Raw genomic sequence first — 17,485 nt, 5'->3', positions numbered from 1 at the left:
GTTGCTTCGTAGCGGCCAGCTGCCGAGCTGACGCTCATCCTGGTAGGAGCTGAGCTTGCTCGCGAAGGCGGCCTGACAGCCGCCCCATCTCTATCTGAATGCACGCAAACTGTGGGAGCTGGCTTGCCAGCGATGGGGACATTCCAACCCGCCAATCTTCCATTGAATGTACGCAAATGACCGTTTCCAAACCCAACCTGGAAACGATCACCTTGGACCCGGTCAACTCAAGTCGCGACATTCAAATACTTGCCCACTGATGCAGTTTGCTCCAGCGAGTATTGCTTGCTCAGGTTGGCGATCATGCGATTCAGCGCTTCGGTGGTGCTTTGGGTCGAGGTTGTCTGTTGTTCATCCGGGCGTTCGCGTCCAGCTTGCAACGCCGCTTTCAGTTCGTCGCTGCTCACGCCGCCGCTACTGTCGCTGTCCAGAACCTTGAGCAGTGCGGCGCTGGTGTCGGTGCTGGTTGTCGAGGTGCTGTCGCTGGCCTGCAACGCGCTACTCAATTCGGTGGCGGTGACGCTGCCGTCGCCATCGGCATCGAGTTGGCTGAACAGTTCGTCGCTGTTCACTTGCGGCGGCGGTGGTGGGGGCGGGGTCAGGCTGGCGGTGAGTTCGTCCTGGCTGACGACGCCGTCCTTGTTCTTGTCCAGGGCCGAGAATATTTCGCTGCTGTTGGCGGTGCTGCCGGCGCTGGTCAAGCCGCTGCTCAGTTCGTCGCTGCTGATGGCACCGTCGCCATCGGCGTCGAGGGCACTGATCAGGGCGTCGGCGAGATCGGTGTTCGGCGCTTGATCGCCATGCGGTGGCGGTGGGGGCGCCATGGCGGTCATTTCTTCAGCGCTGAGGCTGCCGCTGCCGTCGCTGTCCAGGTCACCGAATTGTTTGCTCAGGCTGACCAGCAGGCCGTCGTCGGACTTTTGCGACAGGGCGCTTTTCAGTTCGTCCTGATCCACCGCACCGTCGCCGTTGCTGTCGAGTTTGGCGAACAGTTCTTTCTGCAGTTGCTGGTTGCGCGCGTTTGGTGTGGTGGTGCTGCTGGTGCTGGTGCTTGTATAGCTCGTGTAATTGCTGACGCTACCGATCATCGGACTCACTCCCTGGAATGGAAAACCGGTGGGTGCACCGGCTTATGCAGCCTCGGGGGGCAAGTTGTCGGCGGTATGTGAGGTTTGTACCGAGTGGTACACAGACCGGAATTCACCGAGTGGTGTTTTCAGCTGCGCGGCAGGCGAATGATGGCCGTGAGGCCGCCGCCCGGGGTTTCTTCCAGATTGAGTTGCCCGCCCAATCGTTGAGCCGCCTCGCGAGCAATGGTCATGCCCAGGCCCACGCCACCGGAATTGCGATTTCGCGAACCTTCCAGGCGATAAAACGGTTCGAACACCGCTTCACGCTTGTCTTCGGCAATCCCCGGACCGTGATCGATCACGCGGATCAGCAGTTGTTCGCGCTGATCATGCAGTTCGATGCGCGCCTGTCCGGCATAGCGCAAGGCGTTGTCGAGCAGATTGTTGATGCATGAACGCAGCGCCATTGGCTGCACCGGCAACGGTGCGCAATGGCCGCTGACCTGCACGTCCGCGCCTTGGTCCTGTGCGTTCTCGCACAGCGATTCGACCAGTGCCTGCACGTCCATCAATTGCAACGCTTCGCTGGTGCGCTGTTCGTGCAGGTAGGTGAGGGTAGCGTCGAGCATGCCGATCATGTCGTTCAGGTCTTGACGCATCTGGTTCTGCAGCTTGTCGTCGCTGATGTTTTCCAGGCGCAGTTTCAGTCGCGATAGCGGGGTGCGCAGGTCGTGGGATACGGCGCCGAGCATGCGTGCGCGCTGCTGAACCTGTTCACGAATGCGTTGCTGCATCAGATTGAAGGTGTACGCCGCTTGCCGCGCTTCGCGAGGGCCGGACTCGTCGAGGGGCGGGCTGTCGAGATTTTCGCTGAGGCGTTCCGCGGCGTCACTCAAGCGCTGGATCGGGCGGCTGAGTAATTTGGCGCCGTACCACGCAGCGATCATCAGCGAGACGAACTGAAACGTCAGCGGCACAATCGGCCCACCGAACCAGGGGCGCGGCGGACGGGGTTCGAAGCGCGGACTTTGCCCTGGCCGTTGGCCGTCGGACATTGCGGAAAAGCCTGGTGGGGGCGGCGGCGGAGGCGGGCCGTAGTGATGAAACCAGGCAAAAGCCAGCAGGTGCGCCAGGACAATCGCTACAAACAGCACGCCAAACAGACGGCCGAACAGCGTATCGAAGCGCAACCGCATCAGCCGATGTCCCTGGCGTCGAACAGATAACCCTCACCGCGTACGGTTTTGATCAACTGTGGCGCTTTTGGGTCATCGCCGAGTTTCTGCCGCAGGCGCGAGACCAGCAAGTCGATGCTGCGGTCGAACGCTTCGATCGACCGCCCCCGTGCAGCGTCGAGCAATTGTTCGCGGCTCAGGACTCGGCGCGGGCGTTCGATGAAGACCCAGAGCAGGCGGAACTCGGCGTTGGACAGCGGCACCACGAGGCCGTCGTCGGCGATCAGTTGGCGCAGGACGCTGTTCAAGCGCCAGTTGTCGAAGCGAATATTCGCCCGTTGTTCGGTACGGTCATCGCGCACGCGACGCAGAATGGTCTGGATGCGTGCGACCAGTTCACGCGGCTCGAACGGCTTGGCCATATAGTCGTCGGCGCCCAGTTCCAGACCGATGATGCGGTCGGTGGGTTCGCAACGGGCGGTGAGCATCAGGATCGGGATGTCCGATTCGGCGCGCAGCCAGCGGCACAGCGACAGGCCGTCTTCGCCAGGCAGCATCAGGTCGAGTACTACCACGTCGAAATGTTCGGCCTGCATCGCCAGGCGCATCGCCGCGCCGTCGGTGACGCCGCTGGCGTGGATATTGAAGCGGGCGAGGTAATCGATCATCAGCTCGCGGATCGGCACGTCATCGTCGACGATCAGCGCGCGAATGCTCCAGCGCTTGTCGTCTTTGGGCTCATCAGTCACGGTCGTTTGGTTGCTGTGCATGGGGCTGTTCATCTGCCAGTAGGCCGCCAACCACAAAGATGGGCTGCGAGGTTGTGGTTTCAGCATAGGCGTCCGGCCGTGAGGCGGGAAGTGCTGATGTAAGGACGTGTTGCGGCTGGCGAGGCTAGCGTCGGTGCTTGTTGCTGGCGTGTCGGTTGTGTATCGGAGTCGACACAATAGCAGCGAGCGCTATGCTGATCACACGTTGGTGTGACGAATTACCGATCATCGGGTGCCGCGCCGCCGCCGGTTCCGCTACAATGCGCGCCGATTTCGACCTGCCTGAGAGCCCATTCATGTCCGCCTGCCAGACTCCTATCATCGTCGCCCTGGATTTCCCCACCCGTGACGCCGCACTGAAGCTGGCCGACCAGTTGGACCCGAAGCTGTGCCGGGTCAAAGTGGGCAAGGAACTGTTCACCAGTTGCGCCGCGGAAATCGTTGGCACCCTGCGTGACAAGGGTTTCGAAGTATTCCTCGACCTGAAATTCCACGACATTCCCAACACCACCGCGATGGCTGTAAAAGCTGCTGCCGAGATGGGCGTGTGGATGGTCAACGTTCATTGCTCCGGTGGTCTGCGCATGATGGCTGCTTGCCGTGAAGTGCTGGACAAGCGCAGCGGCCCGCAGCCGCTGCTGATCGGCGTGACCGTGCTGACCAGCATGGAGCGCGAAGATCTGGCCGGTATCGGTCTGGACATCGAGCCACAAGAGCAGGTTCTGCGTCTGGCAGCACTGGCCGAGAAGGCTGGCATGGACGGTCTGGTGTGTTCGGCGCTGGAAGCCACCGCACTGAAAACCGCACACCCGTCGCTGCAATTGGTCACTCCGGGGATTCGTCCGGCGGGCAGCGCACAAGACGATCAGCGCCGCATTCTGACCCCGCGTCAGGCGCTGGATGCCGGTTCCGATTACTTGGTGATTGGTCGCCCGATCAGCCAGGCGGCTGATCCAGCCAAGGCACTGGCCTCCGTAGTCGCCGAAATCGCTTAACCAGCCAGCGAAGATCCAAAATGTGGGAGCGAGCCTGCTCGCGAATGGGGTGTATCAGTCAACATTGATATCGACTGACACGCCCACTTCGCGAGCAGGCTCGCTCCCACATTTGTTTTGCAGTGCCTTCAGACTTTGAGCACCAGCTTGCCGAAATTCCCGCCGTTGAACAATTTCATCAGTGTCTCCGGGAAGGTCTCCAGGCCTTCGACGATGTCTTCCTTGCTCTTGAGTTGCCCCTTGGCCATCCAGCCGGCCATTTCCTGCGCAGCGCTGGCGTACTGCGCCGCATAGTCCATCACCACAAAGCCTTCCATGCGCGCACGATTGACCAGCAGCGACAAGTAGTTGGCCGGGCCTTTGACCGCTTCCTTATTGTTGTACTGACTGATCGCGCCGCAAATCACTACCCGTGCCTTCATGTTCAGACGGCTGAGCACCGCGTCGAGGATGTCACCGCCGACGTTGTCGAAATACACGTCGACGCCTTTCGGGCATTCGCGCTTGAGCCCGGCGATCACGTCTTCGTGCTTGTAGTCGATAGCGCCGTCAAAGCCCAATTCTTCAATGAGGAATTTGCACTTGTCGGCACCGCCGGCAATCCCGACCACGCGGCAGCCTTTGATTTTGGCAATCTGCCCGGCAATGCTGCCCACCGCGCCGGCTGCACCGGACAGCACCACGGTGTCGCCGGCCTTCGGTGAGCCGACATCAAGCAGGGCGAAGTAAGCGGTCATGCCGGTCATGCCCAGTGCGGACAAGTAGACCGGCAACGGCGCCAGTTTCGGATCGACTTTGTAGAAACCTCGTGGCTCGCCGAGGAAATAATCCTGCACGCCAATGGCGCCGTTGACGTAGTCCCCGACGGCAAAGCCCGGATTGTTCGAGGCGATGACTTTGCCTACGCCGAGAGCTCGCATGACTTCGCCGATGCCGACCGGCGGGATGTAGGATTTGCCTTCGTTCATCCAGCCGCGCATGGCCGGGTCGAGCGAGAGGAATTCATTTTTCACCAGAATCTGTCCCGCCGCCGGTGCGCCGACCGGTACTTCCTGATAGGTAAAGGTCTCGCGGGTCGCGGCGCCCACCGGGCGTTTGGCGAGCAGGAATTGGCGATTGGTCTGGGAGGTCATGGCAGGCACTCGGGCTGATTGAAGCCTTGTTGATAGCCCCTCACTGGCAATGTCGCAAGGTTGGCTGATGCGGCGAATGCATGCCGATCCAGAACAGTGATAGTCACCCTGCAGGTTTTATCACTGCAACGCATGGTTGCCTAAACAGCCTTTTGATAGTGCTGACGCCCGGTAACGTGCTGTGGCTATGCTGCAACTCGAAGAATCCCCCTGCATTTTCGTTCGAGGACATAACCATGAGCATGACGTTTTCCGGCCAGGTTGCCGTAGTCACGGGAGCGGCCAACGGCATCGGCCGCGCAACCGCCCAGGCCTTCGCCGCCGAAGGTCTGAAGGTGGTGGTGGCTGATCTGGACACGGCTGGGGGGGAGGGGACGGTGGCGCTGATTCGTACAGCCGGCGGCGAAGCGACCTTCGTGCGTTGTAATGTTACCGTCGAAAGCGATGTGAAAGATCTGATGGACGAGGTCATCAATACTTACGGCCGTCTCGACTATGCCTTCAACAATGCCGGTATCGAAATCGAGAAGGGCAAACTGGCCGAGGGCTCGATGGAAGAGTTCGATGCGATCATGGGGGTTAACGTCAAAGGCGTCTGGCTGTGCATGAAGTATCAGTTGCCACTGTTGCTGGCGCAGGGCGGCGGGGCGATCGTTAATACCGCGTCGGTGGCCGGGCTCGGTGCAGCACCGAAGATGAGCATTTATGCGGCGTCGAAACACGCGGTGATCGGTCTGACCAAATCGGCGGCCATCGAATACGCGAAGAAGAAAATTCGCGTCAATGCGGTGTGCCCGGCGGTGATCGATACCGACATGTTTCGTCGCGCCTATGAGGCCGATCCGAAGAAGGGCGAGTTCGCCAACGCCATGCACCCTGTCGGTCGTATCGGCAAGGTCGAGGAGATCGCCAGCGCCGTGCTGTATCTGTGCAGCGATGGCGCAGCCTTCACCACCGGTCATTCGTTGGCCGTGGACGGTGGTGTAACGGCGTTCTGAAGCCGCGCCACAGGAAAACAACCCGCCGTCGCGCGGTTTTTTTTTCGCCGGCGATCAGCGCTGTGTATCCGCTAAACAATGTGTATCAAGGCGTTAGAACGGTCGCTTTTGGCGGCGTTGTCGCACAGCCTGTCCGGCACGGCTGTGATTTACTGCCGCCAGCAAAACGGACAGGAGTTTGCGAGCTCATGGAATTGAGAATTGACCGACAGGCATTGGTGCCTGTTGTACAGCAGATTGTTGACGGACTCATCGACTGGATCATGCAAAGTGGCGCGCCACCTGCCACGCGATTGCCCTCGGTTCGACAAATTGCCCGGGGCAATCTGCTCAGTCAGTCCAGTGTGGCCGAGGCCTGCGAGCGGTTGGTCGCGCAGGGCGTTCTGGCCTCACGCCAAGGGGCTGGGTTCATGGTCGCGGCGTCACCCAAAACACTCAACAGATCGGCCGCTTGTAAGGCTGGCTGCGGTGTCTCGTGTGCGGCGGTCAGCGGGTTGAAACTGGGCAGCGGTGGGTTGCCCGAGAGTTGGCGTGAGTCCGATGACCTGAGTTACGCGATTCGACAGGTTGCCCGGACCGACATGGCCAGTCTGTTTGGCTACAGCTCGGCATTGGGCCTCCCTGCGCTGCGCGAACAGATCGTCAAACGCCTGAAAATACTCAGCATCGAGGCCCATGAGAGCCAACTGGTGACCACGGCGGGGGCCAGCCACGCACTCGATCTGATCGTGCGAACCCTGTTGCGGGCCGGGGACTGCGTGGTGGTTGAAACCCCCGGTTATGCACCGCTGTTCAACCTGTTGCGCTTGCATGGCGTGCACATGATCGAGGTGCGTCGCACACCGATAGGGCCGGACATCGGTGCGCTCGAAACGCTGCTGCGCGAATTTCAGCCGAGCGCGATGTTTATCAACAGTCACCACCACAATCCGACCGGCACGAGCCTGACGCCGGCGGTGGCGCAGCAGCTCCTGCAACTGTGCAGGCTGCATCAGGTGCGCCTGATCGAAGACGATGTCTACGCCGATCTGCACAGTGGCAATGGCACGCGACTGGCGGCGCTCGATGAACAGGTAATTTATGTGGGCAGTTTTTCGAAAACCCTGAGCAGTTCGCTGCGGGTCGGCTTCATCCTGGCTGACACTGAGCTGATTGCACGGCTGGCGCAGGTCAAGATGATCAGTTGCCTGGGCGCATCGGGTTTCAATGAGGCGGTACTGGCGAGTCTGATCGCCAGTGGCGCTTATCGCAAACTCGTGCAGCGCCAGTGTCAACGGTTGAATACCGATCGCACGGCCGCGTTGCAGGCGCTGGAAGATGCTGACTGGGAAGTTTTTGGCAAGCCGACTGGCGGCTTGTTCATCTGGGCGCGTTCATCGATGACCGATCATGCGCGTTTGCGCAGGCACGCTCAGCACAGCGATGTGTTGTTGTCATCGCCAGGTGCCTTCAGTCCCAGCGGTGAAACCAGCGAATGGCATCGGATCAACGTGGCCTATGCCTGCGACCCGCGAGCTCGACAGTTTTTTCGCAGTACTTGTGCGGATCGACCTCGAGTGTTCTGAAAACGACGCGGGCGTAGCTTTTTGCCATTATTTGAAGTCCAGAGACTTGTGCTGGTTGGTGGCCGTTGCGAATCTGCGTGCACAGACTATGGCACAGGACTACGCGCAATGATTTCGGCCGTGCAAGGACGTTTTGCCAACCTCGGTATGGCGAAAAAACTGGGCGTCGGGTTTGTCCTGGTTTTGCTGTTGACCGCATTGGTCGCGGCCATTGGTGTCTGGTCGCTGCAGACCATCAGTCAGCGCTTTGACGGGCTCAAGCAGATGTCTGCGCTTCACAGTGGCTTGCTCGACGTACGCCTGCTCGAGCAGGAGTACGCGTTGCGCGGTAATCCGAAAACCGCCGATGCCTTGCGCGAAGGCGTCGATCGGCTGGTTGCCCAGGCCAACGAACTCAAGGCGCAATCGCCGGCCAACATACCGGTGATGAGTGATGTAGAGCAGTCGCTGGGCGCCTATCGCAAGGCGTTCGATGAGTTTGTGTCGCTGACACAAGCCAAGGAGCTGGCGCTGGAAATGGCCAGTTGGTCAGTCTCCAGCGTGGCCAATAATCTCGATGTGTTGCAGGCCGGGTTGGCCGATGATGGCGCGTATACGTTGAAAGACACCGAGGGCAAGGACGGTGTGCAGTTTATCGAGCAGGCCGGCCAGGTCAGTCAGGTTTCCCGGTTGATGCTGCAAGCGATGAACGAAGCACGGATTCGTCTGGATCAAAGCCGCAAGGGCGATGCCGACAGCGCTGGCAAGGGCAATATCGAACAGGCCGCACAGGCTCAGGCGCAAGCCGAGGCGTTGAAATCCATGGTCAAGGACGAAGGCTATCTGACAGTTCTTAATGAGGTGTCCGGGCACATCGCCGGTTTCAACGACAAACTGGCCGAATACACCGGTTTACTGGCGCAGGAAAAAACCGTCTACGAGCAATTGCACCAGCGTGCGGCACAAGTGGTCGAGCGGGTGAACCAGGCTTATGTTGCCGAAGACGGCGCAATGCAGGTGGAACTGAAGAAAAACTCGCTGTTGATTCTTGGCTCTTCAGCCTTGGCGCTGTTGGTCGGGTTGATCGCAGCATGGGTCATCACGCGTTTGATCGTGGCGCCGCTGCGAAGTGTGATTGTGGTTGCGCAGCAGATTGCTGCCGGCGATCTGAGTGCGACGGTGCAAGTGAATCGCCGCGACGAGATTGGCCAGTTGATGCTGGCGATGCAGCAGATGGGCGCTGGGCTGAGCACTATTGTCAGCGGATTGCAGGCGGGTATCGAGCAACTGGCCAGCTCGGCGCAGTCATTGTCGACGGTGACGGAGCAGACCAACCTTGAGGTCAGCAGTCAAAAAGAGGAAACCGAGCAGGTCGCCACGGCCATGAATCAGATGACTGCGACCGTGCACGATGTGGCGCGCAATGCCGAAGAGGCGGCGTTGGCCGCGCAGACCGCGGATGGCAAGGTCGAGAATGGCCAGCAGGTGGTGCGCCAGAGCATGGCGCGGATCGAGCAGTTGGCGGAATCGGCGACGTCGGCGAGTTCCAGCATCGAAAGCCTGAGTGCAGAAATTCAGAACATCGGCACGGTGCTTGAGGTGATCAAAAGCGTGGCTGAACAGACCAATCTGTTGGCACTTAACGCGGCAATCGAGGCAGCGCGGGCCGGGGAGCAGGGCAGGGGCTTTGCGGTGGTGGCGGATGAGGTTCGCGCATTGGCGCGGCGGACTCAGCAATCGACCGAGGAGATCGAGCGGCTGGTCAGTGCATTGCGTGCGGCAGCGCATTCTTCGGTGCAGCAGATTCAGAGCAGTGGTGAGTTGGTGAAGCTTGCGGTCAGTGATGCGTTGCAGACCGAGAGTGCGTTGGGGAGTATCGCGGCGGCGGTATCGTTGATTCAGCAGATGAATCAGCAGATTGCGGCGGCGGCCGAGGAGCAGAGTTCAGTGGCTGAGGAGATTAATCGCAGCGTCACCAGTATCCGCGCCAGTGCGGATCAGTCGTCGCTGGCGATGCGCGGGAATGCGGCCTCCAGTATTGAGCTGGCGCAGTTGGGCAGTGAGTTGCGCGGGATGGTGGGGCATTTTCGGCTTTGAGCCTTGGCGGCCAGGCAGCCGGCCCACTGCTCCGGCCAATACCCATCCCAAGCAGGAGCTGCCGAAAGCTGCGATCTTTTGACTTTTGATTGGCAAGACGCGGCATACAAAAAAGCCACCTCTCGGTGGCTTCTCTCTTAGCATCTGCGATCAGTCGTAGATGACTTTCTTTTTCCAGTCTGCATCGGTCTCTGCATCTTTGAGGCCGGCGGTCAGTTGGTTTTCTTCGCCTTCAACCGGGGCGATTTTGTCCATGACCTGGGCGTTGGCGCGGGCCAGGAGTTTCTCCAGGTATTGCAGTTGTTCGGCGTAGATCTGCGGATCCTGCTGTTTACGCAGGTATTGCACGCCGCGTTCGAAGGCGAGGCGGGCCTGGCCGGGCTGGTTTTGTTGCAGGGACTGTTGACCGAGGTTGTTGAAGAATTCGATGTGCAGCAGGACCAGAATGTGGCGGACTTCACGGATCCACTGTTTGGCTTCGTTCGGCGGCAGGAAGCCGTCGTGGGCGGCGCGGGTGATCTGGCCGTGCAGGGCTTCGAGGAGGAAGCGCACGTCTTTGGCTTTGGCTTCGGTCAGGATCGGCGCCGGCGGATTGTTGACCGGGATCGATTCGCCCTGGGCGACCAATGCGCTCAGTTCGCTGATGCGTGCTTTGGTGGTCGCGCTGGTTTTTTCCAGGTTCAGCAGGCGCTGGCAGACGTTCAGTTCCAGGCGGGTCAGCAACAATTTCAGGCCCGGTGTCATGAACTGGCCGGGGAAGGTTTCGGTCAATTCGCCGCAGCGGCGCAGGCGGTCGTTGAGTTCGACCTTGGTACGGATCTTCTCTACCTTGTTGTTTTCCACCACATGGTTCATGTAGCCAATGGCGATCAGAATTGCGATCCCGGCTATGACTAGCAGGGTGATCATGAGTGGTGTCACCGGTAAGACCTCTTTATAGGGTTCGCATGCGAGTGTAGTGGCTGGGCATTTGTGCGCCTAGCGCCGCTCGACGAGTTGGATCGGCTGGTTCAATCTGTATCGGCCACGCGCTGCTTATATGAATGCTGGCGCTTGATGTGCAGAATGCCATCACTGCGCGCGACTATAACGCCTTGGCGACTGCCGGAATATAGGCGTCAATCGTCGGGCGACGGAAAAGCCTGCCTGGCCACGTAAAGCAGGTCGAAGTCATTGATTTAAATATATTTATATCTGGGGGTTGACGACCTATCAATCCATCCATAGAATGCGCGCCACTTGCAGCGTAAAGCACACAGCGAAGCGCGGCAGGGAGTGAATGTTGTAGCGTGTCCCCTTCGTCTAGTGGCCTAGGACACCGCCCTTTCACGGCGGTAACAGGGGTTCGAGTCCCCTAGGGGACGCCATTGCGGGAATAGCTCAGTTGGTAGAGCACGACCTTGCCAAGGTCGGGGTCGCGAGTTCGAGTCTCGTTTCCCGCTCCAATTTTAAACAGCAGCGCTTTCGGGCGGTGCTGAGTGAAACCAGAACCAAGTCTTCGGATGCGGATCTGGACACCGAAACACACACCATGTGTTCCGGGTAGCGTGTCCCCTTCGTCTAGTGGCCTAGGACACCGCCCTTTCACGGCGGTAACAGGGGTTCGAGTCCCCTAGGGGACGCCATTTGCGGGAATAGCTCAGTTGGTAGAGCACGACCTTGCCAAGGTCGGGGTCGCGAGTTCGAGTCTCGTTTCCCGCTCCAAATTCTAAAAGCGCCGCTCAGTGAGCGGCGTTTTTATTAGTGAAAGTTGTAGCCTGTGTCCCCTTCGTCTAGTGGCCTAGGACACCGCCCTTTCACGGCGGTAACAGGGGTTCGAGTCCCCTAGGGGACGCCATTGCGGGAATAGCTCAGTTGGTAGAGCACGACCTTGCCAAGGTCGGGGTCGCGAGTTCGAGTCTCGTTTCCCGCTCCATTTTCACAAAAACGCCGATCAGTGATGATCGGCGTTTTTGTTTGTGCGCGATTTGTCGCCGCCAATAAAAAAGGACCTTCACGGTCCTTTTTTTGTGCCTGCCAGAACCCGACCACACACTGGCCGGGTTCTAACGCTGGATCACAGCTTCGGCAGTTGCCCGATGCGGCCCATCATTTCGGTGACGATTTGCAGATCGAGCAAGAACTGGTCAACAGTCTTGAACTCGCCGTCAGTGTGCCCGGTGTATTTCACCTCCGGACGCGCCAGGCCAAATTGCACGCCGTTCGGCAGTTCATGAACCGATGTCGCGCCGGCGGATGTGCCGAACTCGTGCTTCATACCGAGGTTTTCCGTAGACACCGCCAGCAATGCCTTGACCCATTCACCTTCCGGGTTGCGGTACATCGGTTCGGCCACCGAGTAGTCGAAGTCTACCGCTACGTGAGTTTTCTTCGTCCAGGCAGTGAGTTTGTCAGCGATTTCAGCCTTGAGTTTTTCTGGCGACTTGCCCTTTGGCACGCGCAGGTTCACCGCCAGTTTGAAGGCTTTGTCATCCTCACCGACATACGTCAGCGAAGTGGTCAGCGGCCCCATGAATGAATCGGAAAAACCAACGCCGAGTTTTTTGCCCAGGTAATCCAGGCCCCAGTTGTCGGCGGCGTAACGGGCGGAATCGGTGAACTGGTTGTGCTTGAGCGCTACCTTGCCGTTCAGGCTATTGATCAACACCAGCATGCGCGCCACTGGGTTAACGCCTGATTCTGGCTCGGAGGAGTGCGCGGAAACGCCGGTCACCGTCAGCTTGACGTCTTTACCGTCAACCTTGGCAGCCACTTCGAAGTTGCCGCCATTGTGTTTGGCAAACTCGTTGCCAGCCTTTTGCAGGCTGGCGGCCAGTTCGGCAGGTTTGTCGGTCACCAGTGTGACGACGGACGCCGATGGAATCTGGTTGGTTGCCAGGCCGCCAGTCATCGATGTGATTTCCGCGCCTTTGCCTTCAGCTGTGCGTTTGGCAAATTTGGCCATCACGGTGCCGTAGCCTTTTTCGGCAATCACGACTGGATAACCACCATCCAGCGCCATGTTGTAGGCCGGCGTCGGGTTGTGTTCGAAGTAGTAAGGAATCGCGTCGCCACTGGTTTCTTCGGTGGTGTCGACCAGCAACTTGAAGTTACGTGCCAGCGGCAGCTTCTCTTCCTTGATGACTTTCATCGCGTACATCGCGACGACGATGCCGTTCTTGTCATCCTCGGTGCCGCGACCGTACATGCGATCACCAATCAGGGTGACCTTGAACGGATCAAGCTTGGTGCCATCCTTCAGCACCCAGTTTTCCGGGGTCACCGGCACCACGTCGGCGTGGGCGTGAATGCCGACAACTTCATCGCCTTTGCCTTCGAGGGAAATCTCGTAGACGCGGTTGTCGACGTTACGGAACTTCAGGTTGAAAGACTCGGCCAGGCTCTGGATCTTGCCGGCAATTTTGATGAACTCAGGATTGTCGTGTTGTGCCACACCTTCCTTCTGGAAAGTCGGGATCTCGACCAGTTCGCGCAGGGTTTCCAGCGCGGCTTTGCCGTATTTCACGCGGGTGTAGATACCGAGCAGGCGGTGAACTTCGTTCAGCTGTTCGGCGGTCAGGGTCTTGTTGTCGAGGAAGGCGCTGATGGCCGGACCGAGATTTTCGCTTTTGGCGATATCGCTCTTGGCCAGGCTTCCCAGAAACTCGCGAAAATCCGTCACGCTTTTGTCGTCGAAGGATTTCAGGATGACCGCGCTCTGCTGTGGGGTAATGTTTGCTTGAGCGGCGCTGGTGAATGACGCGAGGCTGGCCAGCATCAGGGTAGCGGCGGCCAGTTGCTTGAGGGAGAAATCCATTACGGAGGCTTTCCTTGCGGGCAATTGATGAGAGATATTTCTGTCGGTTGCGTCAGAAACATTTTGCAAACTAACACTGCGAGCGAGCATCAAGGGAGTCCTGAAACTTGATCTGTCGCACAGAAATGCAAAAGAGGCGCAGAAATGAAAAAGTCCCGACAAGCTTTGTCGGGACTTTTTGTTGAGCTACATCGACAGCATCAGGCGCCCGGCGAAGAGAATCAGGATCACCCCCATGCAGCGCTCGAACCAGTGGCCCATGCGCATGAACAGCAGGCGTACTTTGTTGCTGGAGAAGAACAACGCAACGATCACGAACCACAATGCATTTACAAAGCACATCCACAAACCATAGAACGCCTGGATTTGCAGCGGCGTGCTGGCGCTGATGATCGTGGTGAAGATCGCCAGGAAAAACAGCGTCGCCTTGGGGTTGGTGGCATTGGTCAGAAAGCCGGTACTGAAGGCCTTGAACAACGATTGCTCAACCAGCGGCTCCTCCGCAGATTTTTCGCCTTCAAGGGTGGTTTTCGGTTTGCTGCGGATCAGGCTGACACCCAGGTACAGAATGTAAGCACCGCCCACCACTTTGGCCACGGTCAGCAGCCACGGCGTGGTGTGCATCAGCGCGCCGACCCCGAGCAACGTGTACAAAACGTGCACGGAAATCCCTGCGCCGATCCCCAGCGCCGTGCAGATTCCCACCAGTCGGCCGAAGCGCACGCTTTGGCGGATGGTCACGGCGAAGTCCGGGCCGGGTGCGACCACGGCGAGAAAGTGAATAGTTGCCAGCGCCAGAAACTCGCCCAGGTAATTCGAATACATCTCAGCTCCAGAAGGTCAGGGGTGAAGCATTGCCGCGATAGCCGACAAAGAAGGAAAGGCTCAAGCGCGGATCAGCCACGCCCGGGGTCACCGAGTGCATGCAGCGCGAATTGAACATGATGAAGTCGCCCGGTTCCGGCCTCACCTCGAGGGCTGGCGGGCCGAGCAATGCCGGTTCGATGCCGTAACTGTCGCCACGCATTTCGTCGAACTGGTCAGGAGTAATGTCGTCATCCCACATCTGCAACGCGCCACCCTCGGTCGGCATGTTCAGATAGACGTTGCAGGCAAACTGCGCTTCGAGGCTGCGGGCCTGGAAACTGTCCGGCGCGTCCTTGGCGAAAATGTCGTGATGGGCGAGGAAGCACACGCCGGGTTTGACCACCCGTGACAGGCCGACATACATCTTGCGGCCGTAAAGGTTTTCCAGGTGTGCGCCGGCTGGCCAGGATTCGTCGAGCATGCAGCGCAGGGTGTCGATCGGGGAGGAGTAGGGCGCGCAGCGATTGCGCAGTTCGGCGATGTTGCTGGTGGCGCGTTCGAAGTAATCCTCGATCAGCAGGGGCTGGTTTTCTGCCTCGTAAAACGCCATGCCGATCCGACCGATGCTGGGTGCGTTGATGTAGCCCTCAAAGCCTGGAGCGAGAATCTTGTCGCCAATTTCGATCGCCAGCGGCACCGGCAAAAAGCCTCTGACGCGGATGGCGAGGACTTCTTCGTTGGCCAGTTTTTTTATGCACGTCTCATCGAGACGCTCGACGTCTAGCATCATTTTTTTAGGTCCATCTATCGATAGTCAACGGAACCTGCGAATGCGGTTCCCCGGCGTCGGACGCTGCGCAAGGGCAGCGTCCGAAATGCTCAATCCACGCTGTAGTGGACGGACAGCGTGCCTTTCTTTTGCGAAAGGGACGCGATCGTGACTGTGCCCAGATCCTTCAGGCTGCGTACGTGGGTGCCGCCGCAGCCATAGGCCGGCAGTTCTCCAAAACCGATTTCCCGCGCGCCTTCACGCAACGAGGTCAAACGCGGCAAATCGTCTTCGATCCACTGGCCGATAGCCTGTTGAACGGTTTGCGCATCGACTTCCTGAGCGACGTCGCCTGGTTTGAATTGCACCCGGCCTTCGTCGGGCCAGTGGTGCGCCTTGATCGGCGTCCAACCCATGGCCTGCACGCAATGACCGATCAGATGCCCGGCCGAATGCATGCGCGTGTTGAAGCAGCGGCGCTCTGGGTCGATTCGAATGCAGGTCATGCCCAGAGGCACGGCGCGATCAACGAAGTGGATGATCCGCTCCGGCTCCTGGACTACGCGCAACACCTGAGCGTCGCCAATCCAGCCGGTATCACAAGGCTGACCACCACCTTGCGGATGAAACAGTGTGGCGCGCAGCACCACGGCGAATTCGTGCTCTTGGGGCGTGCAGTCGAGGACTTCCACATTAGCCTTGAGGTCATCGCTATGGAAAAAGAGGCGAAGCGTCATATTCCATGCCCTTATTAAAGTTTCTGTTTTTATTATATGAATCGTGTAATAACGTGATAATCCGTTCAAACATCAAAGGACTTGTGCGCTGTGAGCATAAATCTCCCGCTGCCACTTCTCGGTGAAATGGCGATTTTTGTCAAAGTCGTGGAGACCGGAAGCTTTTCCGAAGCGGCCCGTCAACTGGGCTCGTCACCGTCTGCGGTCAGTCGCAGCATTTCCCGTCTGGAAAAGGCGCTGGCCACACGCCTGTTGCAACGCACCACACGCAAGCTGCGCTTGAGCGACGGAGGAGAAGAGGTGTTCAAGCGCTGTCAGGAAATGGTCAGCGCTGCCAAGTCGGTGATGGAGATCAGCGGTCAGTTCACCCACGAAGCCGAGGGCCTGGTGCGGGTCAGCGTGCCGAAAGCGGTCGGGCGCTTTGTCATACATCCGCACATGCCGGAGTTTTTGCGGCGTTATCCCAAGGTCGACATCGAGTTGCTACTGGAAGACCGCCAGGTGGATCTGATTGACGATCATGTTGATCTGGCGATTCGTATCACCGATCGGCCCCCGGCCGGGTTGGTCGGGCGGCAATTGCTGACCATCGATCATTTGCTTTGCGCCACCCCGCAATACCTCGCCGAACACGGCACCCCCACGCACCCGCATGACTTGCTCAATCACAGCTGTATTTATCTGGGTGAAACCCCGAGTGATGCGCGCTGGAAATTCAAAAAAGGCAGTAAGTCAGTCACCGTCGGCGTGCGCGGTCGCTATGCCGCCAACCACACCGGCGTCAGGCTGGGCGCGGTGTTGCAGCACATCGGTATTGGCAGTTTGCCGTACTTCACGGCGCGCTACGCCCTCGAGCAGAAGTTGATCGTGCAGGTGCTGCCGGACTGGACGTTCCTGGCTTCCTACCATGGCGGGCTGTGGTTGCTGCATTCGCCGACGCGGTATTTGCCGCCGAAATTGAGGGTGTTTATCGACTTTCTGGTGGAGTGTCTGGAGAGAGAGCCGACCTTGAGCAAGCCGGGAAGGTCGGGCAGCGCGAGTAACGCCGCGCTGGCGTATGAGTTGCCTGAAAGTGAGGTGCTTCTTTAAAGCAAAAGATCGCAGCCTTCGGCAGCGCCTACAGGGAATACAAAACCTGTGGGAGCTGCCGAAGGCTGCGATCTTTTGATCTTCAAACCTGAAAAATCAGTGCTTGCTGTCCTGTGCGGACATCGCCAGCAACTGCTTTTCCTGGTTCCAGTCGAACGGTTCGTCGTTCTGTTCTGCTTCGAAGCGACGTTCTTCCAGCGCCTGATACAGGTCGATTTCTTCATCGGACAGGTAATGCAGGCAGTCGCCAGCGAAGAACCACAGCAGATCCCGCGGGATCAAGTGGGCAATTTGCGGATAACGACTGATCACTTGCGTCAGGATGTCCTGGCCCAGGTATTGGCTTTCGATCGGATCGATGGGCAGCGATGCCAGCAGTTCGTCGAAGCGCTCCAGGAACAGGGCATGGCTTTCTTCGGGAACCTGTTCGGCCTCACCTACGGCGACCAGGATACTGCGCAGGTGGTCGAGCAAAACGAGATGATCGGCAACGACGTTGGACACG

15 protein-coding genes and 6 tRNA genes are annotated in these 17,485 nt (G+C 58.9%); 11 read left to right on the top strand and 10 right to left on the bottom strand.

Annotated elements, in window-relative coordinates:
* Window positions 1-227: 227 nt before the first annotated feature.
* From xopAW to JFT81_RS28980, 3 genes are all read right to left on the bottom strand, one after another.
* Window positions 228-1,088 carry a XopAW family type III secretion system calcium-binding effector gene (gene xopAW, locus JFT81_RS28990; protein ID WP_201231050.1) on the bottom strand — a complete coding sequence of 287 codons (861 nt, stop codon included), beginning with the start codon at window positions 1,086-1,088 and terminating at the stop codon, window positions 228-230.
* Between the two features lie 128 nt (window positions 1,089-1,216).
* Window positions 1,217-2,266 carry an ATP-binding protein gene (locus JFT81_RS28985; protein ID WP_201231049.1) on the bottom strand — a complete coding sequence of 350 codons (1,050 nt, stop codon included), beginning with the start codon at window positions 2,264-2,266 and terminating at the stop codon, window positions 1,217-1,219.
* Window positions 2,266-3,027 (bottom strand): response regulator transcription factor, encoded by a 762-nt coding sequence (locus JFT81_RS28980; protein ID WP_201231048.1) that lies wholly within the window; start codon window positions 3,025-3,027, stop codon window positions 2,266-2,268. Before JFT81_RS28980 ends, JFT81_RS28985 begins: the two co-directional genes overlap by 1 nt.
* A gap of 284 nt (window positions 3,028-3,311) precedes the next feature.
* Here JFT81_RS28980 and pyrF point away from each other — a divergent pair, with 284 nt between their 5' ends.
* Window positions 3,312-4,010: an orotidine-5'-phosphate decarboxylase gene (gene pyrF, locus JFT81_RS28975; protein WP_201231104.1), complete on the top strand. Its 699-nt coding sequence runs from the start codon at window positions 3,312-3,314 to the stop codon at window positions 4,008-4,010.
* Window positions 4,011-4,138: 128 nt separating this feature from the next.
* On the opposite strand, the gene JFT81_RS28970 is transcribed toward pyrF, so the two are convergent.
* The gene (locus JFT81_RS28970) at window positions 4,139-5,143 is read right to left on the bottom strand and encodes an NADP-dependent oxidoreductase (RefSeq protein WP_201231047.1); all 1,005 of its coding nucleotides are present in this window, start codon (window positions 5,141-5,143) and stop codon (window positions 4,139-4,141) included.
* Between the two features lie 236 nt (window positions 5,144-5,379).
* Between JFT81_RS28970 and JFT81_RS28965 the strand changes: the two genes are divergently transcribed.
* From JFT81_RS28965 to JFT81_RS28955, 3 genes are all read left to right on the top strand, one after another.
* Window positions 5,380-6,141 carry an SDR family oxidoreductase gene (locus JFT81_RS28965; RefSeq protein ID WP_201147697.1) on the top strand — a complete coding sequence of 254 codons (762 nt, stop codon included), beginning with the start codon at window positions 5,380-5,382 and terminating at the stop codon, window positions 6,139-6,141.
* Window positions 6,142-6,329: 188 nt separating this feature from the next.
* Window positions 6,330-7,706, top strand: coding sequence for a PLP-dependent aminotransferase family protein (locus tag JFT81_RS28960; RefSeq protein ID WP_201231046.1), 1,377 nt, complete (start codon window positions 6,330-6,332; stop codon window positions 7,704-7,706).
* A gap of 108 nt (window positions 7,707-7,814) precedes the next feature.
* The gene (locus tag JFT81_RS28955; protein ID WP_201231045.1) at window positions 7,815-9,782 is read left to right on the top strand and encodes a methyl-accepting chemotaxis protein; all 1,968 of its coding nucleotides are present in this window, start codon (window positions 7,815-7,817) and stop codon (window positions 9,780-9,782) included.
* Between the two features lie 150 nt (window positions 9,783-9,932).
* Here the strand turns inward: JFT81_RS28955 and JFT81_RS28950 are convergent, their stop codons facing one another.
* Entirely contained in the window at window positions 9,933-10,691 is a 759-nt protein-coding gene (locus tag JFT81_RS28950; protein WP_201231044.1) for a hypothetical protein, read from the bottom strand.
* Between the two features lie 382 nt (window positions 10,692-11,073).
* On the opposite strand from JFT81_RS28950, the gene JFT81_RS28945 reads away from it, so the two are divergent.
* From JFT81_RS28945 to JFT81_RS28920, 6 genes are all read left to right on the top strand, one after another.
* Window positions 11,074-11,149, top strand: a tRNA-Glu gene (locus JFT81_RS28945).
* A 2-nt stretch (window positions 11,150-11,151) separates the two neighbouring features.
* Window positions 11,152-11,227 (top strand) — tRNA-Gly (locus tag JFT81_RS28940).
* A 104-nt stretch (window positions 11,228-11,331) separates the two neighbouring features.
* A tRNA-Glu gene (locus JFT81_RS28935) sits at window positions 11,332-11,407 on the top strand.
* Window positions 11,408-11,410: 3 nt separating this feature from the next.
* Window positions 11,411-11,486 (top strand) — tRNA-Gly (locus tag JFT81_RS28930).
* A 57-nt stretch (window positions 11,487-11,543) separates the two neighbouring features.
* Window positions 11,544-11,619 (top strand) — tRNA-Glu (locus JFT81_RS28925).
* Window positions 11,620-11,621: 2 nt separating this feature from the next.
* Window positions 11,622-11,697: transfer RNA gene (locus tag JFT81_RS28920), tRNA-Gly, on the top strand.
* 141 nt (window positions 11,698-11,838) lie between these two features.
* On the opposite strand, the gene JFT81_RS28915 is transcribed toward JFT81_RS28920, so the two are convergent.
* The 4 genes from JFT81_RS28915 to JFT81_RS28900 all read right to left on the bottom strand — a co-directional run bounded on the left by JFT81_RS28915 (window position 11,839) and on the right by JFT81_RS28900 (window position 15,891).
* Entirely contained in the window at window positions 11,839-13,578 is a 1,740-nt protein-coding gene (locus tag JFT81_RS28915; RefSeq protein WP_201231043.1) for a dipeptidase, read from the bottom strand.
* A 186-nt stretch (window positions 13,579-13,764) separates the two neighbouring features.
* Entirely contained in the window at window positions 13,765-14,403 is a 639-nt protein-coding gene (locus tag JFT81_RS28910; protein WP_201231042.1) for a LysE family translocator, read from the bottom strand.
* Window position 14,404: 1 nt separating this feature from the next.
* A complete protein-coding gene (locus JFT81_RS28905; protein ID WP_201231041.1) occupies window positions 14,405-15,175 on the bottom strand; it encodes a 2OG-Fe(II) oxygenase in 771 nt (256 codons plus the stop codon).
* Window positions 15,176-15,264: 89 nt separating this feature from the next.
* Window positions 15,265-15,891, bottom strand: a complete 627-nt coding sequence (locus tag JFT81_RS28900; RefSeq protein WP_201231040.1) for an alanyl-tRNA editing protein — start codon at window positions 15,889-15,891, stop codon at window positions 15,265-15,267.
* Between the two features lie 90 nt (window positions 15,892-15,981).
* Between JFT81_RS28900 and JFT81_RS28895 the strand changes: the two genes are divergently transcribed.
* Window positions 15,982-16,980, top strand: a complete 999-nt coding sequence (locus tag JFT81_RS28895) for a LysR family transcriptional regulator (protein ID WP_201231039.1) — start codon at window positions 15,982-15,984, stop codon at window positions 16,978-16,980.
* A gap of 96 nt (window positions 16,981-17,076) precedes the next feature.
* Here the strand turns inward: JFT81_RS28895 and JFT81_RS28890 are convergent, their stop codons facing one another.
* The gene (locus JFT81_RS28890) at window positions 17,077-17,484 is read right to left on the bottom strand and encodes a PA2817 family protein (RefSeq protein WP_201231038.1); all 408 of its coding nucleotides are present in this window, start codon (window positions 17,482-17,484) and stop codon (window positions 17,077-17,079) included.
* Window position 17,485: the final 1 nt, after the last annotated feature.

The organism is Pseudomonas sp. TH43, assembly GCF_016650635.1.
Classification (GTDB): domain Bacteria; phylum Pseudomonadota; class Gammaproteobacteria; order Pseudomonadales; family Pseudomonadaceae; genus Aquipseudomonas.
The sequence above is the reverse complement of the archived record's forward strand: the minus strand, read 5'-3'. Positions and strand labels throughout refer to the sequence as shown.